The 24,906-nt window shown below is 61.5% G+C and carries 26 protein-coding genes; 16 read left to right on the forward strand and 10 right to left on the reverse strand.

Annotated elements, in window-relative coordinates; translation table 11 throughout:
* Positions 1 to 10: 10 nt before the first annotated feature.
* Positions 11 to 1,108, reverse strand: a complete 1,098-nt coding sequence (gene zapE, locus QBK88_RS18905; RefSeq protein ID WP_445764961.1) for a cell division protein ZapE — start codon at positions 1,106 to 1,108, stop codon at positions 11 to 13.
* 206 nt (positions 1,109 to 1,314) lie between these two features.
* A complete protein-coding gene (locus QBK88_RS18910; protein WP_277963226.1) occupies positions 1,315 to 1,932 on the reverse strand; it encodes a LysE family transporter in 618 nt (205 codons plus the stop codon).
* Positions 1,933 to 2,135: 203 nt separating this feature from the next.
* On the opposite strand from QBK88_RS18910, the gene QBK88_RS18915 reads away from it, so the two are divergent.
* The 3 genes from QBK88_RS18915 (at position 2,136) to QBK88_RS18925 (ending at position 4,388) form a co-directional block, all read left to right on the forward strand.
* Positions 2,136 to 3,020, forward strand: coding sequence for a LysR substrate-binding domain-containing protein (locus QBK88_RS18915; protein ID WP_277963227.1), 885 nt, complete (start codon positions 2,136 to 2,138; stop codon positions 3,018 to 3,020).
* A gap of 93 nt (positions 3,021 to 3,113) precedes the next feature.
* Positions 3,114 to 3,962 carry an AraC family transcriptional regulator gene (locus QBK88_RS18920; protein WP_277963228.1) on the forward strand — a complete coding sequence of 283 codons (849 nt, stop codon included), beginning with the start codon at positions 3,114 to 3,116 and terminating at the stop codon, positions 3,960 to 3,962.
* 45 nt (positions 3,963 to 4,007) lie between these two features.
* Positions 4,008 to 4,388 carry a cupin domain-containing protein gene (locus QBK88_RS18925; RefSeq protein WP_277963229.1) on the forward strand — a complete coding sequence of 127 codons (381 nt, stop codon included), beginning with the start codon at positions 4,008 to 4,010 and terminating at the stop codon, positions 4,386 to 4,388.
* Between the two features lie 45 nt (positions 4,389 to 4,433).
* On the opposite strand, the gene QBK88_RS18930 is transcribed toward QBK88_RS18925, so the two are convergent.
* Positions 4,434 to 6,464 (reverse strand): methyl-accepting chemotaxis protein, encoded by a 2,031-nt coding sequence (locus QBK88_RS18930; RefSeq protein ID WP_277963230.1) that lies wholly within the window; start codon positions 6,462 to 6,464, stop codon positions 4,434 to 4,436.
* Positions 6,465 to 6,826: 362 nt separating this feature from the next.
* Between QBK88_RS18930 and QBK88_RS18935 the strand changes: the two genes are divergently transcribed.
* The 10 genes from QBK88_RS18935 (at position 6,827) to QBK88_RS30920 (ending at position 16,229) form a co-directional block, all read left to right on the forward strand.
* On the forward strand, positions 6,827 to 7,315 hold the full coding sequence (locus tag QBK88_RS18935; protein WP_445764964.1) for a Csu type fimbrial protein: 489 nt from the start codon (positions 6,827 to 6,829) through the stop codon (positions 7,313 to 7,315).
* Positions 7,309 to 7,839: a Csu type fimbrial protein gene (locus tag QBK88_RS18940; RefSeq protein WP_445764962.1), complete on the forward strand. Its 531-nt coding sequence runs from the start codon at positions 7,309 to 7,311 to the stop codon at positions 7,837 to 7,839. The genes QBK88_RS18935 and QBK88_RS18940 overlap by 7 nt, the downstream gene beginning before the upstream one ends.
* A gap of 17 nt (positions 7,840 to 7,856) precedes the next feature.
* Complete coding sequence (locus QBK88_RS18945) at positions 7,857 to 8,405, forward strand: spore coat protein U domain-containing protein (protein WP_277963233.1); 549 nt, start codon at positions 7,857 to 7,859, stop codon at positions 8,403 to 8,405.
* 3 nt (positions 8,406 to 8,408) lie between these two features.
* Positions 8,409 to 8,912, forward strand: coding sequence for a Csu type fimbrial protein (locus tag QBK88_RS18950; RefSeq protein ID WP_277963234.1), 504 nt, complete (start codon positions 8,409 to 8,411; stop codon positions 8,910 to 8,912).
* Between the two features lie 72 nt (positions 8,913 to 8,984).
* The gene (locus tag QBK88_RS18955) at positions 8,985 to 9,719 is read left to right on the forward strand and encodes a fimbrial biogenesis chaperone (RefSeq protein ID WP_277963235.1); all 735 of its coding nucleotides are present in this window, start codon (positions 8,985 to 8,987) and stop codon (positions 9,717 to 9,719) included.
* 101 nt (positions 9,720 to 9,820) lie between these two features.
* Positions 9,821 to 12,145 (forward strand): fimbria/pilus outer membrane usher protein, encoded by a 2,325-nt coding sequence (locus QBK88_RS18960; protein ID WP_277963266.1) that lies wholly within the window; start codon positions 9,821 to 9,823, stop codon positions 12,143 to 12,145.
* The gene (locus QBK88_RS18965; RefSeq protein ID WP_277963236.1) at positions 12,142 to 13,140 is read left to right on the forward strand and encodes a Csu type fimbrial protein; all 999 of its coding nucleotides are present in this window, start codon (positions 12,142 to 12,144) and stop codon (positions 13,138 to 13,140) included. Before QBK88_RS18960 ends, QBK88_RS18965 begins: the two co-directional genes overlap by 4 nt.
* Before the next feature lie 526 nt (positions 13,141 to 13,666).
* Complete coding sequence (locus QBK88_RS18970; RefSeq protein ID WP_277963237.1) at positions 13,667 to 14,689, forward strand: ATP-binding cassette domain-containing protein; 1,023 nt, start codon at positions 13,667 to 13,669, stop codon at positions 14,687 to 14,689.
* The gene (locus QBK88_RS18975; protein WP_277963238.1) at positions 14,686 to 15,471 is read left to right on the forward strand and encodes a hypothetical protein; all 786 of its coding nucleotides are present in this window, start codon (positions 14,686 to 14,688) and stop codon (positions 15,469 to 15,471) included. Before QBK88_RS18970 ends, QBK88_RS18975 begins: the two co-directional genes overlap by 4 nt.
* 2 nt (positions 15,472 to 15,473) lie before the next feature.
* Positions 15,474 to 16,229, forward strand: a complete 756-nt coding sequence (locus QBK88_RS30920; RefSeq protein WP_445764963.1) for an ABC-2 family transporter protein — start codon at positions 15,474 to 15,476, stop codon at positions 16,227 to 16,229.
* 30 nt (positions 16,230 to 16,259) lie between these two features.
* Here the strand turns inward: QBK88_RS30920 and QBK88_RS18985 are convergent, their stop codons facing one another.
* Together QBK88_RS18985 and QBK88_RS18990 are read right to left on the reverse strand one after the other, a co-directional pair.
* Positions 16,260 to 16,985: an anti-sigma factor gene (locus QBK88_RS18985; protein ID WP_277963240.1), complete on the reverse strand. Its 726-nt coding sequence runs from the start codon at positions 16,983 to 16,985 to the stop codon at positions 16,260 to 16,262.
* Entirely contained in the window at positions 16,982 to 17,488 is a 507-nt protein-coding gene (locus tag QBK88_RS18990; protein ID WP_277963241.1) for a sigma-70 family RNA polymerase sigma factor, read from the reverse strand. The genes QBK88_RS18985 and QBK88_RS18990 overlap by 4 nt, the downstream gene beginning before the upstream one ends.
* Positions 17,489 to 17,640: 152 nt before the next feature.
* Here QBK88_RS18990 and QBK88_RS18995 point away from each other — a divergent pair, with 152 nt between their 5' ends.
* Both QBK88_RS18995 and QBK88_RS19000 read left to right on the forward strand, forming a co-directional pair.
* Complete coding sequence (locus QBK88_RS18995) at positions 17,641 to 18,720, forward strand: catalase family peroxidase (RefSeq protein ID WP_277963242.1); 1,080 nt, start codon at positions 17,641 to 17,643, stop codon at positions 18,718 to 18,720.
* Positions 18,717 to 19,265 (forward strand): cytochrome b, encoded by a 549-nt coding sequence (locus tag QBK88_RS19000; protein WP_277963243.1) that lies wholly within the window; start codon positions 18,717 to 18,719, stop codon positions 19,263 to 19,265. The genes QBK88_RS18995 and QBK88_RS19000 overlap by 4 nt, the downstream gene beginning before the upstream one ends.
* 149 nt (positions 19,266 to 19,414) lie before the next feature.
* On the opposite strand, the gene QBK88_RS19005 is transcribed toward QBK88_RS19000, so the two are convergent.
* The 5 genes from QBK88_RS19005 to QBK88_RS19025 form a co-directional block, all read right to left on the reverse strand.
* Positions 19,415 to 20,557, reverse strand: coding sequence for a M14 family metallopeptidase (locus tag QBK88_RS19005; RefSeq protein ID WP_277963244.1), 1,143 nt, complete (start codon positions 20,555 to 20,557; stop codon positions 19,415 to 19,417).
* A gap of 58 nt (positions 20,558 to 20,615) precedes the next feature.
* Positions 20,616 to 21,125 (reverse strand): sigma factor-like helix-turn-helix DNA-binding protein, encoded by a 510-nt coding sequence (locus tag QBK88_RS19010; RefSeq protein WP_277963245.1) that lies wholly within the window; start codon positions 21,123 to 21,125, stop codon positions 20,616 to 20,618.
* Positions 21,126 to 21,570: 445 nt separating this feature from the next.
* On the reverse strand, positions 21,571 to 22,038 hold the full coding sequence (locus QBK88_RS19015; RefSeq protein ID WP_158154035.1) for an Lrp/AsnC family transcriptional regulator: 468 nt from the start codon (positions 22,036 to 22,038) through the stop codon (positions 21,571 to 21,573).
* 65 nt (positions 22,039 to 22,103) lie between these two features.
* Positions 22,104 to 23,372: a cation:dicarboxylate symporter family transporter gene (locus QBK88_RS19020; RefSeq protein WP_277963246.1), complete on the reverse strand. Its 1,269-nt coding sequence runs from the start codon at positions 23,370 to 23,372 to the stop codon at positions 22,104 to 22,106.
* A gap of 25 nt (positions 23,373 to 23,397) precedes the next feature.
* Positions 23,398 to 23,811, reverse strand: coding sequence for a VOC family protein (locus QBK88_RS19025; RefSeq protein ID WP_277963247.1), 414 nt, complete (start codon positions 23,809 to 23,811; stop codon positions 23,398 to 23,400).
* A 94-nt stretch (positions 23,812 to 23,905) separates the two neighbouring features.
* On the opposite strand from QBK88_RS19025, the gene QBK88_RS19030 reads away from it, so the two are divergent.
* Positions 23,906 to 24,769, forward strand: a complete 864-nt coding sequence (locus QBK88_RS19030) for a LysR family transcriptional regulator (protein ID WP_277963248.1) — start codon at positions 23,906 to 23,908, stop codon at positions 24,767 to 24,769.
* The last annotated feature ends 137 nt before the right edge of the window (positions 24,770 to 24,906 follow it).

The following is a 24,906-nucleotide window of genomic DNA, read 5'->3' on the forward strand; positions in this document are numbered from 1 at the left end:
CGTGGGCGCGTCAGGGATGGTTCTGCTTGAGCTGGCCCAGCCGGCTGCGGGTACGTGCCAGGTCAATGGCCTGGCCCGCGAGGCTTTCGGCCAAGGGGCGCTCGCTGATCAGCATCAAGCGCTTGTCCTGATCGTAAAGCACATCGATCAGGTTGATAAAGCGCTGTTGCACGGCAATCGAGCAATCATCCAGCAATGGCAGGTGGTCGATGATCCAGGTGTCGAAACGACCGCTCAGGTCCAGGTAGTCCATCACCGCCGTGGGCTGTTCGCAGATGTCGTCGAAGTCAAAGCGAATGGTGCGCTCATGGCTCATGCGCGCGCGTAGCTGGCGCTTTCCCACGGCCAGCGGGAAGGGCGGCAGGTCGGCCGGCGGCAGGTCCAGGGCCTGGCGCTGCTGGGGCGTGCCCGGCCACACGTAGTGGCCCTGGGTGAAACGCTGTTCGCTGGCGGCGCTGGGCAGGGCCCGGTAATCCTGGGCGCCGCCCACTTCCATCACCTGCATCTGCGCGTTCATCAGGCGGATCACCGGCAGGAAGCGCTCGTGGTACAGCGGGTTGGGCAGCAGGCCTTCCGGCGCATAGTTGGACGTTACCACCAGGAATATCCCGCGGGCATCCAGGGCCTTGAACAGCCGGGTCAGCAGCATGGCATCGCCAATGTCATGCACATGAAATTCGTCGAAGCACAGCACCCGGCAATCGCCGAGCAACTCATTCAGCGTGGTCTCCAGCGCATCGGCCTGTTCGCGGTTGCGGAACATGCCTTCATGCAGCCTGGCGAAAAAATCATGGAAGTGCAGCCGGCGCTTGCGGGTAATGGGCATGGCCTGGAAAAAGCCGTCCAGCAGCCAGCTCTTGCCGCGCCCCACTGCGCCATGCAGGTACAGGCTGCGTGGCTGCGTAGCGTCTTCCTGCAACAACGGTTCGACCCGCTCGGCCATGCTGTCGATAACCTGCTGCTGGCCCTGGCTGAGGGTGAATCCTTGCTGCTGGGCCTTGTGCTGGAAGTACTCGGTAATCTGCGTCCCACGGCCCAGATGGCGACGGCCCAGGGCGTTCCCCAGGCGGGATTTGAACCAGGATTTCTTTGGCGGTAAGGCGGCCAAGGGGCATTCCTCATGCAAAACGGAAAGGCCCACGGTGGGCCGTGGCGGGTATTTAAGCAAATGGGGCAGGGGACGGGCTAGCGTGGGTGGGGAAGGGGTGGGCGGTTGTCGGACATTGGTGGCCTGTATGCACGGCGGTCGTTGGTCACCGTTCGGGTACCCGTATGCCTTCCAGGGCTATGCAGGCCAGTTTCGCCAAGCGCCCATCAATGGCCCAGTCCTGGCAGCGCCAGACTGACGCCCAATCCGATCAGTGCGGTACCGATCACCTTGTCGACGATATGCTGCTTGGCCAGCAGGCGCTGGCGTAGTGCCTCGGCTGAAAAGAATACAGCCACGAAGCTGAACCACACCCAGTGTGCGGCTGACATAAATAGGCCATAAGCGAAGTTGATCGCCAGACTGTTGTTGATCTGCACCACCTGGCTGTAAGTGGCAACCACGAACAGCATTGTCTTGGGGTTGAGCGCATTGGTCAGAAAGCCCATTGCGAAGGCCTTGCCGGCGGAGGGGCGCTGGCCGGTGGCGTGGCCCAGTTGCAGAGTCGACCTGCTGGTCAAGGACTTCCAGCCCACGTAGATCAAATAAGCGGCGCCGAGGATCTTCATGGCTACAAACAAGATCGGGGAGCGTGTGATGATCAGGGCGATGCCCAAAACGGTGTAAAACACATGCACCTGCACCCCGCAGGCGATTCCGAAGGCAGCCATGAGCCCGCTGCTGCGTCCATAGGCATAGCTATTGCGGGTCACCATTGCGAAGTCCGGGCCTGGACTGATCACCGCGAGAATCGTGATGGCGGCTACCGCTATCAACTCGTTCATGAAAAGCTCCTGAGCGGCGTGGGCCAGCCATGCCGTTGTATGGGTCAACGTCTGTGGAAGGTGATGACAAGCACGTGACGATTGCCGGGGTACGGGATTCCCAGGCTCACCATTGGGTGCGGGGCGAGGAAAAGCTTGCCCATTGGCTGGCAAAATTAAAAACGATTTATAGTTGTCCAAATCTGTGAGAAATCATCGCGTATATGAAACTGCCCGCCCTGACCTCTTTTCATTTTTTCACGGTAGCCGCACGGACTGAGAGCTTCGTCCAGGCGGCCCACCTGCTGAACGTTACCCACGGTGCCGTGAGCCGCCAGGTGCGGGCATTGGAGGAGGCTATTGGCGTCGAGCTGTTTGAGCGGCGCAACCGTGCCATATTCCTCAACACGGCTGGTGAGCAGCTGTACAAAGTAACCGGCCCCTTCTTCGAGCAACTTGAAACTACCGTGTACAGGCTGCAGCGCGAGTCTCGCGAGGAAGTGCTGGTGGTGTCCTGTGAGCCGACCATTGCCATGAAATGGCTTATTCCGCGCCTGCCGGATTTCCACGCTGCGCACCCAAATGTGCAATTGCAGCTGTTGGCGGCTGGAGGGCCGATAGATTTTGCTCGCTCGGGTGCTGACGTAGCGGTGCGTCGAGACGACTTCTATTGGGACAGGTCGATCCACTGTGAAACTATCTGCGAAGAATGGATCGGCCCCGTCTGTAGTCCCTCACTCTGGCTGGAGGGCCAACAGCTTGATGGGATGCGATTGTTGCGAAGCAAGACCCGACCGCTCGCTTGGGATAATTGGATGCAGCTGGCAGATGTAGCGGTGCCGAATTCGACGAAGCTGGAGTATGAGCATTTCTACCTGTGCATCCAGGCGGCAGCGGCTGGGCTGGGCGTCAGCATGTCGTCATCGCTGATGGTCCAGGATGAGCTGGAATCCGGGCAGCTTATTGCTCCGTTCGGTTTCAGGCGCGATGGCTCAAAGTACTGCCTTCTATCGCCACGCCACTTCAAGGACAGCTACAAATGCACAATATTCTTTGAGTGGGTCACCGCTCAGATGGGGCAAAGCATCCGCTGGGCGGAAGGGCGTTGATGCTCCATTCTCGATCTTTCTCGTTGGCCAGGCATCCATCGCAAGACGGCGTTCGAACTTGCCCCCGAACAACTACGCACGCGGGCTGCATAAATGGATAGAAATCAACTGCCACCTGGTTCCGACTGGGTGGTACGCAACCTCCAACCGGGTCGTATCGAGCGCATCGAAGCGTGGTTTGGCGGTCATGGCTATGATCCTCACCGCCACGACACTTACTCCATAGGACGTACCCTTTCTGGTGTGCAGAGCTTTCACTACAAGGGAGCCCTGTGTCATGGCATGCCAGGCAACACCTTGATCTTGCATCCGGATGAATTGCATGACGGCATGGCAGGAACCGAGGCAGGTTTTCGCTACCGCATGGCATACGTCGACCCGGCTTTAATCCAGCAGGTGCTTGGCGGTGAACCTTTGCCCTACATTGCGGGCGGCCTATCGAGCGATCTTCGCTTATATCGGGCGACTGAATCATTCGTGCAGGCTATGGATCATTCTCTGGACCCGCTGGAAGAGGAGGACGCACTGTTCGATCTTGCAATGGCCCTGAGGGCGGTCGCAGGCAAACCTCGTGGGCGCAAACGTCTGGATTACCGCGCCGCCGAGCGAGCCAGGGAGTTCATCCTGGAGCATCTCCACCTAGGCATCACCCTTGAGATGCTCGAACAGGCCAGCGGGCGTGAACGGTGGAGCCTGTCGCGTGACTTTCGGGTGCTTTATGGCACCAGCCCCTATCGGTTCGTGACCCTGCGCCGATTAGATCAATTCCGTGCTCTGATCCTTGATGGATTCACACTGGTTGATGCGGCGCTGGCCACCGGGTTCCATGACCAAAGTCATATGACGCGTCACTTCACCCGTTGCTATGGCGTTTCACCCTTGCGTTGGCTCGAGCGGTTGCGCGGTCATCGTCAACTTGCAGGATCGTACAAGCGTAGTTAATGCTTCATTCGCTAGCCTGACAACTCACCTATCAGAGGATTCATCATGGCTCAGTCACAGCATCCAGCACTACCTGTCAATCTCGCGCAAAAGGCTTCGCTCATCGATCAGCCGTGGAGCCCGAGAGTAGTGGCAGAGATGAACGACTACCAATTCAAGGTCGTGCGTATCGAGGGTGAATTTATTTGGCATTCACATCCGGAAACAGACGAGGCATTTCTGGTGCTGGACGGCACCCTGCGCATCGACCTTCCGGATGGCCCAGTGTATGTGGCGCCGGGTGAATTGTATGTCGTCCCTCGTGGAACAGAGCATAGGACCGCCGCCGAAGGCGAAGCCAAGCTGATGATGATCGAACCCAGAGGTATCTTGAATACCGGTCACGAAGGCGGGGACCGTACCGCGCTAAATGATCTATGGATTTGAAAGGCTGGCGCTGCCTTCCCTGCTGAAATGAGGCGCCGAGTGAAATCAGCGCCCATCCAGATGCGTCAACCCCGTGAGTGTATCGGCGATCTTCTTGGTGCGCTGCGACGTTCCCTCGGTCATGCGGCTGGAGTTTTCCAGGTCGCCCAGCAGCTGCTTCAGCGTGCCTACCGAGCTGGACTGTTCCTCGATCTGGGAGGCGACTTTCTGAATTTCCCCCGACAATGCATCGATGTCCACACCGATTTCCCCGGCGTTCTTGCGGGTGATTTCCGCCAGTTTGCGCACCTCGTCCGCGACCACGGCAAAGCCTCGGCCGGTTTCGCCGGCGCGGGCGGCTTCGATGGCGGCGTTCAGGGCCAGCAGGTTGGTTTGCCCGGCAATCTGCTGGATGACCTGCACGATGGACTGGATGCGCAGGCTCGATTGCGCCAGGTCGCGGGCGCTGCCCACCACCTCGTCGGCGTGGCTGGACAGCCCGGCAACGGTGCTGCCGGCCTGGGCGGTGACGCTGTTCTGGTGGTCGATGGTGCTGGTCAGGTCGTCCATGGACAGGTGCAGCTCACCCGAGTAGTGCTGCAACTGCCGGGCGATTTCTTCCTGCTGTTCGGTGGCCTGGGACAGCACGGTGCCCAGGTCGGCCAGGCCGCTGAACACCGGTTGCACGCTGGCGTCCAGGCCCTGGGTGTCCAGGCTGCTGGTGTAGTGGTGGGCTTTGAAGGCCTCTATCTGCTTGACCACCACGCGGTTCAGGCCGGCCAGTTTCTGGATTTGCCGGCGCAGGAAGAACGCCTTGAATTCGCCATAGTGGCTGGCGAAACGGTCGATGTAGTCATCGCTGAAGGTCGCGCCCTTGGCCACCTTGAAAAAGAAGATCGCCGTGAGGGTCTGATTCAGGTTCAGGCCCAGAATTTCGCCGAACGTCGAGAAGCCGGCCACGGGCACGTCGCCGAACACCCCGGTCATTTCCCCCAGTTTGCCGGCGTTGTTGGCGCGGCGCAGGATGCAGTCGTTCAGCAGGCCCACCACCGGCTGGCCGCCCTTGCCTTGCAGGAAACGCTGGAAGTCCCGCTGGGTGGCATCGCGCAGCGAGGTGCGTTTGACCATCACCAGTTCCTCGCCGGGTGCGACGTCGCAGAACAGGTGAATGGTTTCCCGCGCATAGTCGATACGGGCGATGGAGCGTACGAACAGTTCCTCGCCCACGCGGATGGCGAAGGAGTATTCGGCCAGGTATTTCTCCAGCTGGTTGGGCGCGCATTTGAACGCATCGCACAGCGCCGTGACCATGGTCTTGATGTTGCCCGCGGCGTCGAACACCTGGTGGATATAGCGTTCTTCCAGGGACGCCGTCAGCACGCTGAACGATAGCGGCGTGGGTTCGAAGTTCTGACTTTTGAACACGCCGAACCGTACCTGCGGCGCGCACTTGAGGAAGACGATCTGGGCGTGGTTCTGGTAGCTGCGCTGGCCATCGTGCAGCAGGGTTTTCTGGAAGTCGTCCTTGCCACCGGCCGAGCCGCCGACGAACAGGCACGGAAACCGACCCGACTCGTACAAGGCTTCCATGAAGAATGATTCGGAGGCCGACAGCCCGTCGAACAGCACGTAGGCCAGGGTGTCGCGGCTATCGAGCGGCAGGTTCACGCGGGTGCGCTTGAGCTCGCCCACCAGCTTGTCGATACGCTCGCGCATGTTCAGGCGCTTGCCGTTGCCACGGATGTCTTCGCTGAGCAGCGGCACGCTGACCAGCTCGGCGGCGGCGATCAGGCTGGCGTCGAACAGTTGCAGTACGATCCGGTCCCAGTTGCCCTGTGCGGCGCAATACAGGCTGTCATTGGCGCTGGTCAGCTCGCCCGCCGTGGTGCACAGGCTCAGGGTGGCTTGGGGAAAACGCTGGCGCACCTGGCGCGCAACAGCGTCCAGGTCAAGGTGCGGCGAAACGAAACCGGCAATGAAGGTCGGGGTCAGGTGCACAGCCTGGAGGTTGCTTGCCAGGCTGCTGAAGGTACTCACCACACTGGCGGTCCCGGGGGCGGCCGATGCAGCCTGACGGAGAAAGCGGAAGGGGTTCATCGGGTCGGGACCTATAGGCGGCATTGAGAAAAAAAGGTGAACAGGTGCGTGCCTCATCTACTGCATCGACCTGGCGGGCCGAGACTTGACAGGACCAGTACGAAGGTAGGACAAGCGGCTGGCTGAATCGATTCATCGTGCTGCTTATGATGAGACTCGTGGCCGGCTGGTCACGCATCAGAATAGACAAGAAGCCACCGCGTTCCAGGCGGTACCCCGCGCCCGGCGTGGCCTCGCCAGGTATCAATATGCTGACCAAGCTGGCAACTTGCGTCTCGGCTGCTAGCCTGCACTTCACGGATGAGCGCCTCGAAAGGATTGAGGAAGTGAACGGACGAACGATTGTCGCGGTGCTGGGCCTGATGCTCGGTGACGCGGCCCTGGCCAGCCAGCAGTTGCAGGTGGAGGTACGGGTCAACGTGCAGCGCGGCTGCGTGTTACTGGGCCAGCCCGGTGACGCCGGGCCGCAGAGCCTGGGGGTGTTGGACTTCGGTAGCACCGCGCGGCTGGATGCGCCTGGCGGCCCGTTGTCCGCCGAACTGCCGGCCACCCGCTTGCCGCGCCTGGAATGCAACCCCGATACCGCTTACCAGGTGCAAGTGGACGGCGGCCAGCACGGTGGGGTAGGCGAGGTTCGCTACCTGGCCGCCAGTGGCGCCCGGCCCATTCCCTACCGGTTGTACAGCGACCCGGCCCGGCGTGTGCCGTTTGCCGTGGACCAACCTCTGAGCGGGCGCGTCCCCGCCACCGGTACCCTCGAATTACCGCTGTACGCCCGCATCGAACCGCTGGCCCAGGTGCCCCGCGCCGGTCAGTACAGCGACCTGCTGAAAGTGACGGTCTCGTGGTGAGCGTTCGCCTGGCGCTGAGCGCCACCCTGATCACCACCAGCGCCGTGGCCGACCCCGCCGTGGCGGCGCTCAGCGGGCAGATCCAGGCGCGCCTGACCATCACCGCCGGCTGCGAGATCAGCAGCGCAGGCAGCACCGTGCCCAGCGGCAGCATGGGCAACCTTGATTTTGGCGACCAGGGCCCGACCTGGACCGCCCCCATCGGCGCCAGCGTCAGCAGTGGCAGCAATGCCCTGCAGGTGGCCTGCAACCCGTCGGTCACCGGGTTCAGCGTGACCATCGACGGTGGCACCAACGGCGACGGCACCACCCGGCGCCTGAGCAATGGCAGCCGCACCATTGCGTATCAGCTCTACCTGAATGCCGCCGGCACCGAGCGTTATTCCATCGGCGAGCAGAAAACCTTTGCCGTCCACCGCGACGGGCAGATTCCCATCCCCATCTTCGGTGCCGTGGTGGCCAATACCAGCGCGCTGCCGGCCGGGGTTTACAGCGACACCCTGCGAGTGACTCTGGACTGGTAACGAAAAAGGAGTGAATCATGCACGCACAGGTTCTACGTACTGCCGCAAGCTTGCCCGCCCTGGCTTTGTGGCTGGCTTTGATCCCGGCCGCCCAGGCGGCTACCACCGTCACAGGCCAGGTGACCGCCAGCCTGGTGCTGACCAGCAGTTGCCAGGTCAACGGCGTGGCCGGCAGCACCAACCTCAATTTCGGTACCTTGAACTTCGGCACCACCAGCAGCCTGTTTACCCAGGCCAGCAGCCAGGTGCTCAGCGGCGGTGGTGGGGCCATGTCCATCCTGTGCTCATCGGGCACCGCGCCGGTGATCAAGGTGCGCGGAGGCACCCATGACGGCCAGGCCACCGGCGGTACCCGTGCACTGGCCGACGGCGCAGGGCATTTCGTGCCCTATGACTTCTTCACCGACACCGGTTTCTCCAACCTGCTGGCCATCGACGGGACCATCAGCCTGGCCACCAGCACCGGCGTGGCCCAGACCGTCAACCTCTACGGCAAGGCCACCGGCGTGGCCGGGCTACCGGCGGGCACCTACACCGATACGGTCGCGGTCGAGCTGACCTTCTGAGCCATGAGCCTGGCACAGGGAGTGCTCGCAGGCGGGCTGGCGCTGGCGGGCCTGGCCGCGGCCTGGCCGCTGGACGCTGCCACGTCCAGCAGTTTCCAGGTCAGTGCCACCGTCAGTACCGGCTGCCTGGTGGTGGGCGGGGGCAGCAACTACGGCACCCTGAATTTCGGCAGTTGGTCGGCGCTGGCCACCGGCACGGCCACGGCAGCGGTACCGGGAACCGGCGTCACGCTGCAGTGCACGCCCGGGGTCACCCTGAACATGAAGGTGGATGGCGGCCAGAATGCCGGCACGTCGCGCAACCTCAAGGCCGGTAGCGCGCTGCTGGCCTACCAGTTGTACCGCGACGCGGCCTACAGCCAGAGCCTGGGGATCAGCCAGAGCGTGACGGTGGCTTATGCCGATTCAACCAACATCAGCCTGCCGATCTACGGCCGGTTGAGCCTGCCGGGCAACCTGCCGGCCGGTAGTTACAGCGATGTGTTGCAAGTGGAGTTGTCCTGGTAGACCGGGACGGCAGTCGAAGGGGCAGGGTGGGGTAAGGTTATGTGGCGTTGCTGGGCAAGTGCAGTATGTGCAATGTGGTTGCCGTTCACGACCCAGGCGGCCAGTTCGGTATTGATCTGGCCCATCGACCCGGTGCTTGAGGCCGATCAGCAGGCCAGTGCGCTCTGGCTGGAAAACCGCGGCACCGAAGCCGCCAACCTGCAAATCCGTGTGTTCGCCTGGAACCAGACCGGCTTCGACGACCAGTACCAGAACCAGCGCGACGTGATCGGCAGCCCGCCGGTGGCGCACATCGAGCCGGGACAGAAGCAATTGGTGCGACTGACCCGCACCCGGGAAGTGCCGCCAGGCCAGGAGCTGGCCTACCGCATCATCATCGACGAAATTCCCGCTGCCCAGGCGCCAGGGCAGGACGGCCAGGGCAAGACTGCCGCGGCCATCCGTTTCCAGATGCGCTATTCAGTGCCGCTGTTCGCCTATGGCGCGGGGTTGTGGAGCAAACCCGACCCCAGCCGCGAGCGTGACCCCCAGACCGCAGGCGCCCCGGCGTTGACCTGGCGCACGGTGAGCGAAGGCCAGAAGCGTTTCGTCGAGATCCGCAACCAGGGGCCGGTACATGCGCGCCTCACCGACGTGGTAGCCCAGGAGGGCGCCCAGCATCGGCCGTTGGGTGAAGGTTTGCTGGGCTATGTGCTGCCTGGCGCCAGCATGCGCTGGCCGATACCCGAACCGGTCGCCCAGGTTTCAGTGCTGCAAGGGCGCATCAATGGCGCCGAGGCACTCCAGCCCCTGGCGCCGGCGCATTGACCCGGTTCGCCACATGCCCCGCCTGACAAGGGAGACCGTCCATCCATGGACCCAAAGCGGCCGTGACCCGGCCCAGCGCAGGAGCGCACCCGTCATGCCGTTTGCGGCGCCCCTGGCTGGCCCTGGGCTGGTTGCTGTACCCCTTCGCCAGCCTGGCCGGCGAACTGCCCCCACCACCCACGGGCCTGGAGGCCGTGGCTGATGCGCCCTTGTACCTGGAACTGGTGGTCAACCAGATGAGCACCGGCCGCGTGGTGCAGGTGCAGCAGCGTGCCGGGCAGTTGTACCTGCCCCTGGCCGACCTGCAGGCCAGCGGCCTGAAGCTGCCCGGCGTGACCGGCCCGGAAGTCGCACTGGACGGTGTGCGTGGCCTGCACACCGACTACGACAGCCAAGGCCAGCGCCTATTGCTGCAAGTACCCCCAGACTGGCTGCCGGCGCAGCGCATCGGCAGCACCCAGGCCTACCCGCGCACCCAGGCCATGAGCAGTTTTGGCGCGCTGTTCAACTATGACCTGTACCTCAACGACACCGATGACCAGGGCCGCTACCTGGCGGCCTACAACGAACTGCGGGTGTTCGATGGCTGGGGTACGTTGTCGACCACCGGCCAGTTCCGCCAGAACCTGGGCGGCACGGCCTATGCCGACACCAGCCGCTTTCGCCGCTACGACACCACCTGGCGTTACAGCGACGATGACAGGCTACTGACCCTGGAAGCCGGTGACCTGGTCAGTGGTTCGCTGCCCTGGAGCAATTCGATACGCCTGGGTGGGGTGCAACTGTCGCGCGACTTCTCGGTGCGCCCGGACCTGGTGACGTACCCGCTGCCTGCCTTCGCCGGTGAAGCCGCGGTACCCTCCTCGGTAGACCTGTTCATCAACGGCTACAAGGCCACCAGCGCGGAGCTGCAACCGGGCCCCTACACCCTCACCAACGTGCCCTACATCAATGGCGCCGGGGAAGCGGTGGTGGTGACCACTGATGCGCTGGGCCGGCAGGTCTCCACCACCTTGCCGTTCTACGTCACCAGCACGCTGCTGCAGAAAGGCCTGATGGACTTCTCCGTGGCGGCCGGCAGCGTGCGCCGCGACTACGGCCTGCGCGATTTCGCCTACGGCCCGGGGGCCACCACCGGCAGCGTGCGCTACGGCCTCACCGACGCCTTCACCCTGGAAGGCCACGCCGAGGCGGCCCAGTCGCTGAGCCTGGCCGGGGTAGGGGGCAACCTGCGCCTGGGGACCTTTGGGGTACTGAACAGCGCCGTCAGCCAGAGCCGGTACGATGGCCTCGGCGGCCAGCAGTACAGCCTGGGTTATCAGTACAGCAGCCCGCGCTGGAGCTTCAATTACCAGCGCCTGCAACGGCACGATGATTACGCCGACCTGACTCTGGTGGACGCGCCCTACACGCGCATGAGCCAGCGCAGCGAACAGGTGACCCTCAGCGTCAACCTGGAACGCTATGGCAGCCTGGGCGCCGGCTATTTCGACGTGCGCGCAGGCGATGCCTCGCGCACCCGCTTGCTCAACCTCACCTGGAGCAAACCACTGTGGGGCAACAGCAGCTTCTACCTGTCGGCCAACCACGAGGTCGGCGCCAGCACCTGGGCGGTCCAGGCCCAGGTAGTGATCCCCATCGACCTGCGCGGCAACCTCAGCCTGGGTATCGAACGCAACCAGCAGGGCCAGACCCAGCAGCGGGTCAACTACAGTCATGCCGTGCCTACCGAGGGCGGCCTGGGCTACAACCTGGGCTACGCGACCGGTGACCAGCCTACCTACCGCCAAGCCGACCTGACGTGGCGCCTGCAGTCGGTGCAACTGCAGGCCGGTGCGTACGGCACGGGCGATCAGACGACCAAATGGGCTGACGCCAGTGGCTCGCTGGTGTGGATGGACGGTGGCGTGTACGCCGCCAACCGGATCGACGACGCCTTCGTGCTGGTCAGCACCGACGGTTACGCGGGCATCCCGGTGAACTACGAAAACCAGCGCGTGGGCGCCACCGACAGCGGCGGCCACCTGCTGGTGCCGTGGACCAGCGGCTACTACCGCGGCAAATACGAGATCGACCCCCTCAACCTGCCGGCCAACGTGCGCAGCCCCTCGGTGGAACAGCGGGTGGCGGTACGCCGAGGCAGCGGCTACCTGGTGGAATTTCCACTGACGCGGGTAGTGGCGGCCAGCCTGGTCCTGGTCGATGCCAACAGGCAAGAGCTGGTGCTGGGCAGCAATGTGCTGCATGAGCAAAGCGGCGGCCGCACGGTGGTGGGGTGGGACGGCCTGGTCTACCTGGAAAATCTCGAGGCCCACAACAGCCTGCTGGTGACCCGCGGCGATGGCAGCCAGTGCCGTGTGCAGTTCGACCTGGACGTGGCGCAGCACGGTGATGTGCCGTTGCTGGGGCCGTTGGTGTGCCAATGAGCACCGGGTTGCTCTCTCATCGCTCTGCAGGCTTGTGGGGGCTGGGCCTTGGGCTTCTGCTCTGCACGAGCACCGCCCACGCCCTGTGCAGCGTCACCGCGCCGGTATCCCCCACCTTCGGCCAGGTCAGTTCAGTGCTGGTGCGCACCACCGTCCAGGCCACCTCTACCACCAGCGGCGCCCTGACCTGCACCGGCTCGCTGCTGACCCTGCTGGGGGCCAACGACCACTTCTACCTCACCGTCACCTCCAGCAAGACTGGCCTGCAGGTGGGCAGCAGTGGGGCGGTCATCGGCTACACCCTGTACGCCAACAACAGCACCAGCTACCCCATCACTCGCGGTACCCCGTTCGACTTCGCCCGCAACTCGCTGATCGACCTGCTAGGCCTGCTGGGCAGCAGCACACCCAAATCCGTGCCGCTGTACCTGCGCACCACGGTGGGCAGCAACGTGCCAGCGGGCCTCTATACCGAAGACCTGACCCTGGCCTGGAGCTGGAACTATTGCTCGGGGATTGGCATCGGCGCCATCTGCCTGGGCCGGGACATCGGCTCAGGCTCCGCCACCCTGACCGTCACCCTGCAGGTGACCAACGACTGCCAGATCACCGCCCCGGACCTGGCGTTCGGCAGCGCGCCGCTGGTGATCGGCTTCGCCACGGTGAACAGCAGCGTCAGCATCTCCTGCACCCTGGGCAGCGCCTACACCGTGGGGCTGAGCGACGGTGGCCACCCGGTAAGCGCCGGCGGGCGACGGCGCATGGTGTCGGGCAGCAACTACCTGGCGTATGACCTGTTCAAAGGCGCTGGCGCGGTGCGGTGGGGTAGCACCGGGGCAGGGCGGCGCAACAGCAGTGATGCCGAGGTGAACCCAGGCAATGGCACCGGGACGGGCAGCCAGGTGTTCAATTACAACGCCAAGGTCTACACCGACCAGGCCACGCCGCCGGCGGGGACGTATGTGGACAGTGTGATTGTGGATGTGGCGTTTTGAGGCGGAGGCGGTAGCCGAATATCCATATCAATTCCTGCGAATAAATCGGCGCTAATAGAGTCGTTGCGCAGCGGATTGGTACGCTAGGTTTGTGGATCAGGGCCTGATGAAATGCATTCCAGCAAAGGCCAGGCAAGGCCTGGCCGAGGCAGGATGTATTTCGTACAGAACCTGGTGAAGAGCTTTAAGCATCTTGTAGTTGATTGATGGTGTCCGACGGATGCCCTGCGAGGAGGCGATTATTCCGGTGTAGGAAAGCTCATTCAGAGTCTTGGGAATGGTCTTTCGCATTTATCGGATTTTTTCTATGTACAGCGTTTAGGAGTTTTTCATAATATTTTCTGGGCATTCAGATGCAAGTCGCCCTTCACGGTTCAATCGTCAGGTGGGGGGGCTATCGTATGCGGTCGTTCATTTTGAAATCACGACCGGGGCCTGGCATCTAAGATTATCAAAGGTGAACGTCCCGCTATCATTGGTTAGGTCGAAAGTTGTGTGTTCGGCAGTTCTGTAAGGTCTTTTAGTGATGACGGATAAGTCAATAGTAGTCTCAGGTGTTTCTAAATCATATGTGCGAAGGCAGGGTTTTTCGTTTGGTCTTTTCAATAGTAAGGTTGATAAATTTGTTGCGATTGATGATATTTCCTTTGTGGTCAAAAAAGGGGAGACTGTCGGGTTGGTGGGCGCTAACGGTGCAGGTAAGTCTACATTGTTGAAAATGATTTGTGGTATACATCGCCCGACCTCTGGGGAAGTTTCAGTTTTAGGGTTTGAGCCAGCCCGTCGAAAGCCCGCTTATCTGAGCAAGATTGGTGTAGTTTTCGGGCATAAAAGTTCGCTGTGGTGGGATCTCGCCGCGAAGATAAGCTTTGATACTTATCGAGATGTTTATACCATGGATAAATGTGTTTACGAGAAAAACCGTGAAGAGCTCTTCTCTGCTTTGGGCCTGCGAGCCGTTCTGGATAGGCCAGTAAGGAATTTGAGCTTGGGTGAGCGAGTAAAGTGCGAAATTGCACTTTCGCTTATGCATTCCCCGCAGATCTTGTTGTTAGACGAGCCAACACTTGGCTTGGACGTGGAATCAAAGTTTCAAATAAGGGATTATTTAAATTACCGAAGTGCCGAGCATGGAACGACGCTTATCCTGACGAGTCATGACTCCTTGGATATACAGGCATGTTGCCGTAGGTTGGTTGTTTTGGATAGGGGGCGGGTTGGGTACGACGGACCTTTGTCTGATTTTAGTAGGTGCAGTGGTATATCCGTTTACTGCATCGGTCTTCGCAACAAGGATGTGCTGGTGTATGGCAGGTTGCAAGAACTACAGGCGGTCTTAAGTCGTGCCGATGGATGCGGCTATGTGAGAGTAGATAAAGATGTCGTTCGTCTGGAAGTGAGTTCTCGAGCGAGATGTTTTGTGGAGGGTTATCTGTCGCAAAAGAAGATTTATTACTGGGATAGTGTGGAAAAGTCTTTGGATGATAGCTTTCTCAACTTTATTAGAAATAGTCGCGAGACGGGTGGAGAAGAGGAGGGTGACGAATGAGCGCCAAGGGCGCGATGTCACTAGTTAAAGCGGGGTTCTTGTCCGTTTACTGTGATAGGTCGATGCTGGTAGTTGATTTTTTTATAGCGACAAGCGTGCCATTTGTTATTCAGTTGCTGATTTGGAGTCGTGCAGTTTTTCCAGAAAATGAACTTCAGGAGACGTACGCGTTACCCGAAATTTATTTATATTACGCAGCCGCGCTCGCTTTGAACAGGTTGAACAATGCGTATGATTTGATCGCTCGTATCTCCGGTCATGTGAGCCATGGTCTGATTGAGTGCTTTCAAGTGAAGCCTGTAAGTTATATGCTTTATAATGCGGCTTTGTTTTTTGGGGAGAGCTTGCTTTATTATGTTCCGCCTTTTATTGTCGCGGTTTTTGTTGTTTTTTATAAGGGGGAGGTGGTCGGGGCCGTTGGCTTTTTGTGCTTATTGCTACTAAGTCAGGTGTTATGTTTTTTATTGGGCTATGCGATTGCGGCATTTGTTTACTGGACCGTTAAGCCTGATGCCCTGCTGAGCCTGAATGTGATCATGTTCAGTGCTGCAAGCGGCGCGTTGTTACCTGTCGCATTTTGGCCGGGTTGGTTGCAGCCGGCGATGAGGTATAACCCTTTCCGATTAGCAATTGGCGGTCCGGCCGAGTTTTTAGTAAAGCCCTCAATGAGTCTTGCGCTTGAGTTGTTGAGTTTGTATGTGTATTGGGGGGCTGCGCTTTTGATATGGGTATTTGTCGTGTCGAAGGTTGTTCGGGTCAAATATGCGGGTGCTGGAGGTTAGCGATGTTTAGATGGATATGGAATTGTCTTCAGTCTGAAGTCAGGTATTTATTTAATTTAACCGGTCATGTTGCTGCTCTTGGTGTCTTCTATTTTTGTCAGCTAGTGTTTTTTGACGTTGTTTCAAGTTTTCTTGGAGGCGGCATATCGAAAAGTTGGCTGTTCACCATGCTGCTTTCTTATATTGTTGTTTCATTGGTCGTCAATTTTTTTTCTGCCTCTATTGAGGGTTTTTTTCAGCATCTTAGTCGTGGTCTTGGGGACCCGTTCCTCGTTAAGCCCGTTCCAATATGGTGGCTGCTCCTTTTCCGACAGTGCAAGCCCTCCTATCTTTTGGTCCTGGTTTGCGGGTGCATTATTGTTTGTATTTATGCGGACCTTGCTATTTTGATTCACTCTCCGGCTGGGTCGGCTCTCTGGGGGCTTTCGTTGGTTGTTGGGGTTGTTGCGAATTTGTCATTTCTTACTATGTTCTATTCTCTTACGTTTTTAACACAGAGGGACATGCCAGTCGATTATATTCACTCGGAGTTGAGCGCTTTTGCGATCGTGCCTGTTCCGTTTTTTTCAACGACTGTCACTAAGTTGCTAATAGGTGCGTTTCCTATGTTAGTTACCGCTTCGGTTTCTGCAAGCGTAGTTGGCAAGAGTGATGTTGCACTGTTTTTTGAATTTTTCTGGATTGTTTTTTTCCATGCCTGTGCGTCGGTCATGTTATTTCGGTCGTTGGCTAGGCGATTTGATGGTCTTGGCGGATAATGTGTGCCGCTCGCCGGGCTGCGACTGCCGCTACAGTGGAATTTGCAGCCCCTTCATCGCCACTTCAACCGGCGCGACCACGGCATAGTTGTACCCCGGCCCCGACCAGTAATCGGCCTGCAGTTCCCCCTCGCGCCGCGAACCGCGGGGCAGCAGCTTGTTGCCCGGGCCCGGCGGGCGGATGTAGAAGGTCACCCGCGCGCCTTGATCATCCTGGTACAACACCATGGCCGCGGGCCCCTGATCGGTACTCAGCAGCCTTGCCCCCACCGCCTTGAACCCGGCGCGCTCAAGGTCGGGCAAGCGTGCGGCATCCCGGAAGTAGCGGTCCAGCCAGGGCTGCACGCTGTCGCCGGCGCCGACCTTGAAGTCGGCGGGCAACACATCCTTTTCGGCAAACAAGCGGTAAGCCTGCAAGGCGTCCGTCATGGGCGCGACGCCGGGGCGCGCCTGCCAGCCGCCCACCGCGCCAACGGCCACCGCCAGCACCAGTGCGGCGGCGCGGCCCAGGTATTGCTGGTAACGATGGCGGCGGCGCTGGCGCACAGCGCTGGGGTCCAGCGCCGGGTTGTCGGGCAAGGGCGAAGCACCCAGCACCGAGCGCAGCAGCCGGGCATCCTTCTGCCAGCCTTTCACCTGGGCGGCCTCCTCGGGGTGGCTGGCCAGCCAGGTCTCCAGGCGCTGGCGGTCGGCCGGGCTCAGGCGCAGGTCCACGTAGGCGTGCAGGTCATGTTCAGTGGGGGGCAGAGTGATCATTTCAATATCCGCAGGGCAGGGCGTTGAATCTCGCCTTCATGGAGCAGGCGCAGGGCTTGGCGGGCGCGGGACAGCCGCGACATGACGGTGCCCAGGGGTACTTGCAACACCTGGGCGGCCTCCTTGTAACTCAGGCCTTCCACCGCCACGGCATGCAGCAGCGCGCGCTGCTCGTCGTTCAGCCGGTCGAATGCCTGCAAGGCCGATTGGGCCATGACAGTGCGCTCAGCGGAGGGCTGGTAGTCGTCGCGGCCGGTGAAAAACTCCAGCAACCGGGCGTAGCGTCTTGCGCGGCGGTGGCTGTCGATGAACTGGCGGTAGAGGATCTGGAACAGCCACGCGCGGAGTTCACCCTCGGCGTTTTTATCGGCGCGCCGGCTCAAGGCCTTTTCCAGGCAGCCCTGCACCAGGTCATCGGCACTGCTGGGCTCGCGGGTGAGGGACAAGGCGAAGCGCCGCAGGCGAGGCAACAAGGTGCGCAGTTGGTCATCGAAGTCGTTCATGGCGGCGGTCACAAGGGGCCTGGTGTCTAGATTAGCAAGACGAATGACGGCGCGTTTTATTCCACGGCACCTACGCTCAATTTATTCGCCAGGGCTGGGAATAAACCGTGCCGGCCTTCGTCTCATAGCACCCCACCGATCTGGAGTCGCTCATGCTCGATCCATCGCCCCCACCCTTGACCCCCCTCGCCACGGCCGTACGCGTGGTGGGTATCGCGGCCGTGGTCGCCGTCGCCGTGGCTGCCTTCGCCTATGTCAGTGGCCGCCTGGACCCGCAGCGGCTGCAACCTCGGGACATGGTCAACGCCTTGCAGACCAACAACGGTGTGCACCCCGGCTACCGTCGCAACCACGCCAAGGGCGTGTGCGTGATCGGTTATTTCGAGGGCAACGGGCAGTTGCAGAGCCTGTCGACCAGCGGGGTGTTCGCCCAAGCCCGGACGCCGGTGGTAGGCCGGTTCGCCTTGCCCAGCGGCAACCCCTATGCCCCGGACACCAGCGTGCCGCTGCGCAGCCTGGCGGTGCGCTTCAACCTTGCCAACGGCCAGCAGTGGCGAACCGGGATGAATAGCATGCCGGTGTTCCCGGTGGGTACCCCGCAAGCGTTTTACGCCATGCTCCAGGCGGGCACGCCGGACCCGGCCACCGGCAAGCCCAAGCCCGATGCCATGCCAGCCTTCTTCGCCGCACACCCCGAGACCGGGCCGTTCCTGGCGTGGGTCAAGGGTGCCAAACCGTCGGCCAGCTATGCCACCGAAACCTATAACAGCATCAATGCCTTCTACCTGACCAACACCGATGGCCAGCGCCAGGCCGTGCGGTGGGCCGTGGTGCCCGAGGCGACCGATTCGGCCCCGGCCGGTGCCGATGCCGGTGCGGACTTCCTGCAGGCCGACCTGGCCCAGCGCCTGGCCGGTGGCCCGTTGCGCTGGACCTTGCGCATGACATTGGCCGACCCCGGCGACCCGGTGGACGACGCCAGCAAAGCCTGGCCCGCTGGCCGCAAGACCGTGGACGCCGGTACCCTGGTGCTTGAGCGCATGCAACCGCAGATCACCGGTCAGTGCCGCGACGTCAACTACGACCCCACCATCCTGCCCAGTGGCATCGAGGCCTCCAACGATCCGTTGCTGGCCGCGCGCTCGGCAGCGTACGCCAGCTCATACCTGCGCCGCACCTCTGAAGTCGATCAGCTCAGCGCCAACGCACCGGCCGGGGGAACCAAGCCATGAAAGCACGCCCTGAACACTTCGCCCCGGCTGCCCGGGTGTTGCACTGGACCATGGCCGTGCTGCTGATCGCCATGCTGTTCATTGGCGCGGGCATGGTCAGCACCGTGTCCGAACGCCACGAATGGTTGCTGCACCTGCACAAGCCCCTGGGCATCGCCATCCTGGCATTGGTGATCGTGCGCCTGCTGGTGCGCTGGTTCACCCGCCAGCCGCCCCTGCCAGCCGACTTGCCAGCCATCCAGAAACTGGCGGCAAAGCTGTCCCACTGGTTGCTGTATGCCTTGATGTTCATCCTGCCGCTGGTCGGCTGGGCCATGATCTCGGCGGCGGGCGACCCGGTGATGCTGGGCGCTTCGGTGCAGTTGCCGGCCATCCTGCCGGCCGAGCCCCACACGTTCGCGTTGTTGCGCAAGGCGCATGGGTTTCTGGCGTATCTGTTGTTCCTGACAGTGCTGGTGCACCTGGCGGCGGCGCTGTACCACGGCTGGATTCGGCGTGACGGGGTGTTGCAGAGCATGACGTCGGGGGAAGGGCCGCACGCCTGACGCGCTGGCGAGATGCGCAGCTTTCCGTGAGACCGGGCGAAGCTCGGGAAGCAGTCACCGCGCAGTCACTGACGATGCGCGGTGCCTGGTTCCCGAGCTTCGCCCGGTCCCACAGGGAGTCTGTCTCCTTCTGCGATGGCTGCCTGGCCTCAGCGCAGCTCGCCAACCATCTTCGCCACCACACTCAACACATCCTTGCCCAGCTGCGCCGACCGTTCCCCTGACCACCCGGTTACCGCGTTCGGGTTGTCATCATGATCCTTGAACGGCATCTCCAATGTCAGCGACAGGCAATCGAACTTCGCCCCCACCGCATTGCAGGCCAAGGTCTGGTTCGCCTCGCCCGGTGCGGAGCGCGGGTAGCCATGCACTTGCTGGAAATCCCGGGTCTGGGCGCAGAGCAAATCCCGAAAGCGCTGCTCCAGGCCGGAGATGCGCGGGGTGTACTGTGGGTTGCCTTCACAGGCAGCGGTGAAGACGTGGGGAATTTCCTCGTCGCCGTGCACGTCGATGAACAGGTCCACGCCGTACTTCTGCATCTGCTGCAGGGCGAAGAACACCTCCGGGCTGAACTCGGCGCTGGCGTCCTGCCAGGCACGGTTGAGGTCCTTGCCCATGGCGTTGGTGCGCAGGTGGCCGTGGAACGAGCCGTCGGGGTTCATGTGCGGGATCAGGTACAGGTCCGCTTCGGCCAGCAGCGCTTGCAACTCGGCATCGTCCTGTTTGACGCGGTCGATCACACCCTCCATGAACCATTCGGCCATGTGCTCGCCAGGGTGTTGCTGGGCAATTATCCAGATGCATTTCTTGCCGGCTGCGCCGTCTCCCTTGCGCAGCAGCGGCAGGTCACGGCCTTCGGCGCTTTTGCCGACTGCCAGCAGTTGCAGGCCGGCGTGGGTGACCGCTTCGTTGATCAGCCATTCGTGGCGTTCGCGGCTGTAGGGTTCGAAATAGGCAAACCAGGCTTGAGGCTGATCGGGCTCGAAGCTGAAATCCAGGGCTTGGCCATCGAACTCGCTCGGTACCCGGAACCAGTTTTTCTGGTCGTAGGAGGCTACCGCGTGGTAACCGGACCAGGCATTGTTATAGGACGATTGCCCGGCATTGGTCAGGCTGAAGCCATGGGACTGGCCAGGTACAAGGCCGTCGACCTTGAAGTGGAACCACTGGAAATGATCGCTGCGCGTGTCCGGGCGGATCGCCAGGCGTACCTGGCGAGCATCGCTGGCGTCGAGCACCTGGATGTTGCCGCTGTCGAAGTCGGCGCTGACAGTGAGGGTGGCCGTGGCCATGGTCGCTTCCTTGTAGAGTCGTGTACCCGCCGTACTCTACACCCCTGGCGGCCAGGCGTCAGATCCAGCCCGCCAGGCCACCCACCAGCACCGCGCCCAACAGCGCCAGTGCCCACCCGGTGGCCCCGGTATGGCGGCGGCGCTGCTGATACCAGCCGCTGCGGCCCAGGTGGCGGGCAGCGGGCAGCAATTGGCGCCAGCGCAGTTCGGTGCCGTGGAAAGCCTGCAGGTGCGTGGGCAGGGTGTCCAGCCAGCGACGGAAGTCGATGCGTTCGCTGGCAGTAGTCTGCGGGTTCTGCAGTTTCACGTACCAGGCACTGGCGGCTTGGCTGCCTGTTTCGCTGCGGCAGTGCTCCAGCACTTGCAACATGGCTTTTTCCACCTGGGCGACGCTGATGTCCAAGCGTTCGGCGATGGCCGGGTAGGGCAGGTCGTCCAGGCGGCTGAGCAGGAACACTTGCTGCACCCGGCGCGACAATTTTCGGAGGCGCAGGTACAGGGCGTCGTGGCCCTTGTCGATGGGTTCGTGCTGGAAAAGGTTGTGCAAAGGCGTGAGCAGTTGGGTCATCGAAACGTCCTCCTGGCCGCCAAGGGCCTGGTCGATAGCGGGCTGCGCGGGCATCCGTGAAGGGGGCGTCTTCCATGACGCTGCCGCAGCTTAGTGTTATTGAGATTGATTCTCAAGTGCTGAATTACTTTTTCTCAGGCTAAACCGCTGATTTGCTAGCCAATAATTAGCGATAGACGCTTCCTTCCCGTGATAGACCTTTGCTATCATGCGCGCAATCGAATTCAAGCGACACCCGTCTTCATTAGCCTGAAGAAACCAAAAAAAAGACCCGGCAAAAAGCCGGGTCAAAAACCGTGATTAGCCTGATGAGGAGATAATTCGAAAGTCCGACCTAAGGCCTTTCGGATTACCCAACCGATCTCGCGATCAGTTGGCTCAATAATAATCGTTATCATTTGCAGGTCAAGTGATTTCGTGTCGCCTGGGCAGAAAATTTTTCTGCTCAATCCAGCGGCAGCTCCGTGGTGCGTTTCACTTCGCTCATGGCGATGTTCGAATGCGCCTCCTGCACATGTGGCTTCTGCAACAGATGGTCGCGCAGGAAACGTTCATAGGCCGCGATGTCCTGGGCCACCACCTTGAGCATGTAGTCCATCCCGCCCGCCATGGTGTAGCACTCCAGCACCTCGGGGTAGCCGGTGATTGCCTCCTCGAATTCCGCCAGATACCGCCGGCCATGCCCGGACAGCTTGACGTTGACGAATACGGTCATGCTCAGGCCCAGTTTGCGTGGGTTGAGCAGGGCGACCTTGCGTTCGATCAGCCCTTCCTCCTGCATGCGGTGAATACGCCGCCAGCATGGCGACTGTGACAGCTCCACCCGTTCGGCGATATCGGCGGCCGACAGGTCGGCGTCGTGCTGGATCAGGCGCAAGATGCGCCGGTCAATGGCGCTCAGCTTCGGCTGCATGATCAATTCCCTTTTCTTGTTTTCAGCGAAACGTTCATGCGCCATATCAGCACAAATGCGCCGGGTCAGGAAGGCATTCCGAGCGGCGTGGCCTGGCCGCGACGAAAGGAACCTTCCCATTTGGCGATCACGAGGGGAGCCAGGGCATTACCCAGTACGTTCAGTGCGGTGATGGGCATGTCCATCAGCCGGTACACGCCGGCGATCAGCGCCACGCCCTCCACGGGCAGGCCTGCGGTGGTCAGGGTGGCGGTGAGAATCACGAACATGAACCCGGGTACCCCGGCCGCGCCCTTGGACGTCAGCACCATGATCAGCACCAGCATGGCCTGGTCGGCGACGCTCAGGTCGATGTTGTACACCTGGGCGATGAACAGCGTGCCCAGCCCCGCGAACAGTGACGCCCCGTCGAGGTTGAACGAGTAGCCCAGCGGGATCACCAGGCTGGTGACGGGCCGTGGGGCACCATAGGCATGCATCTTGATCATCAACTGCGGCATTACCGTGGCGGAGCTGGCGCTGCTGAAGGCCAGGATCAGTTCATCCTTGATCGTCGCGATCAGGTGAAACAGGTTGACCCCCACCGCCCGTGCGATGCCCCCCAGCACCACCAGAGCGAAGACGATCACGGCCAGGTAGGTGATGGCGATCAACTTCGCCAACGGCAGCAGCGATGCCATGCCGAAGCTCGACACGGTCACGGCGATCAGCCCGAAGATACCGATGGGGGAATAGCGCATGACCATGGCGGTGAGCTTGAACATGGTGTCCGCCACGGCCTGGAACACCCGCAGCAGCGGCGCTTTTTGCTCGTCCTTGAGGCTGGCCAGGGCCGCGCCGAACAGGATCGCGAAGAACAGCACCGAAAGCAGCTTCGTTTCTGCCATGGCGCTGACGATGTTGTCCGGAATGATCCCCAGCAATACCTTGCCTAGCCCCTGGCTGCCCGCGTGCGGGGCCGCAGCCGCGATGGTGGCGGGCGCGGGCAGTGCCAGGTCGGCGCCGGCGCCGGGCTGCAGGACGTTGCCCAGCACCAGGCCGAACACGATCGCAACCCCCGTGACGAGAAAAAAGTACACCAGGCTGCGCGCGCCCATGCGCCCCAGCGACCGACCCCCGGTGCCTGCGATGCCCACCACCATGCAGGTGAAGACCAGGGGCACGATGATCATTTTCATCAACTTGATGAACGCATCGCCAGCCGGTCGCAGGATCTGTTCGACGATCCAGTGCTGCTGTTCGGGGAAGTGTTTCAGCAAGGCGCCAGTCATGATGCCCAAGGCCAGGCCGATCATGATCTGCGTGATCAAACTCATTTTCTTGTTGTTATTCATTGTCTGTTCCAATGGGGTAATGCGATCAGGCGGCGAAGATGCCGGACATGTCCTTGAAGCCTTTTATTTCGATGGGGTTGCCGCTGGGGTCGAGGAAAAACATCGTGCGCTGTTCGCCCGGCTCACCGGCAAAGCGCACCACAGGGGGAATCTCGAAGGCCAGGCCGTGTTGCTCCAACCGTTGCGCCAGCGCCAGCCAGCGCTCCAGGGGCAGGATCACGCCAATGTGCGGCATCAGCACCAGGTGCTCGCCGACCTTGCCGGTACGGGTGGTCTTGAACGGTTCGCCCAGGTGCAGCGAAACCTGATGGCCAAAGAAGTCGAAGTCGACCCAGGTGTCGGTGCTGCGCCCTTCGGTGCAGCCCAGTACGTCGCGGTAGAAGGCCCGGGACTGGTCCAGGTCGCGGACATGATATGCAATATGAAAGGGGGTACTCATTGGAAACGCTCCCATGCTAGGTTCCGCCCCAGATTAGGAGGCCCGGCCTTTCAAGTAAACGCACCAACGCTTGCGCTCAGCCCAAGGAACAGTCATGGACACCCGCTACCTTGAAAGCCTGATCTCGGTACTCGACAGCGGCTCTATCGCCGCTGCGGCCAGGGCCGGCAACCTCACGGCGGCGGCGCTCAGCCTGCGCATCCAGGCATTGGAGAAGCAGTTGGGCTGCACGTTGCTGGACCGCAGCGCGCATTCGGTCAAGCCCACGCCGGCCTGTACCCGGCTGGCGCCGCAAATGCGCGCCATCGTGCAACAGGCCAGCGCACTGCGCCACGACGTGGAAGTCGATGACCTGGCCGGGGAGTTTCGCCTGGGCGCCATTTCCACCGCCCTGACCGGGCTGCTGCCCGGGGTGCTGGAAGGCCTGGGCAACCACGCCCCGCGGCTGCGATTGCGCATCACCCCGGGGGACTCCAGGCTGTTGTTCGGCCAGTTGATGGCCGATGAACTTGACGCTGCCATTCTAGTGCGGCCACCGTTCGAGGTCGCCAAGCACATTCGCTGCACGGTCCTGCGCAGCGAACCGCTGGTGTTCCTGTCCAGGCAGCCGACCCAACTGCATGAAGTGCCCGAACAGCTGCGTGCCCGGCCTTACCTGCGCTACGACGCGTGGTCCTGGGGTGGCCAGATCGCCCAGCGTTACCTGGATACCCTGGGCGTCGAGCCGCGCGTCAGTTGCGACCTCGATGCCCTGGAAACCATCAGCATTCTCGTCGCCTGTGGCCAGGGCGTGGCACTGGTGCCGCAGTGGAGCGGGTTGCAGCCCGAGGCCCACCACGCCCTGCCGGTAGACGCGAGTGCGAGGTTCACCCGGCAGGTGGTCCTGGCGAATTCGGCCCCCAACCGCAAGCCAGCCATCATCCGCCTGCTGCAGCGCCTTGCCGTTGCCGGGGCGTGAATCAGGGCCTATACCTCGCAACCGCATGAATTAACCTGTTTTCTCAAGATTCACGAAAAGGTCATGCAGACTTTTTACGTAATAGCCGCATTTTAGAAAGAAAAACCCTCACTCCCGCAGGCATATTTTTAGCCGCT

Source organism: Pseudomonas sp. RIT-To-2 (assembly GCF_029623465.1).
GTDB classification, from domain to species: Bacteria; Pseudomonadota; Gammaproteobacteria; order Pseudomonadales; family Pseudomonadaceae; genus Aquipseudomonas; species Aquipseudomonas silvicola.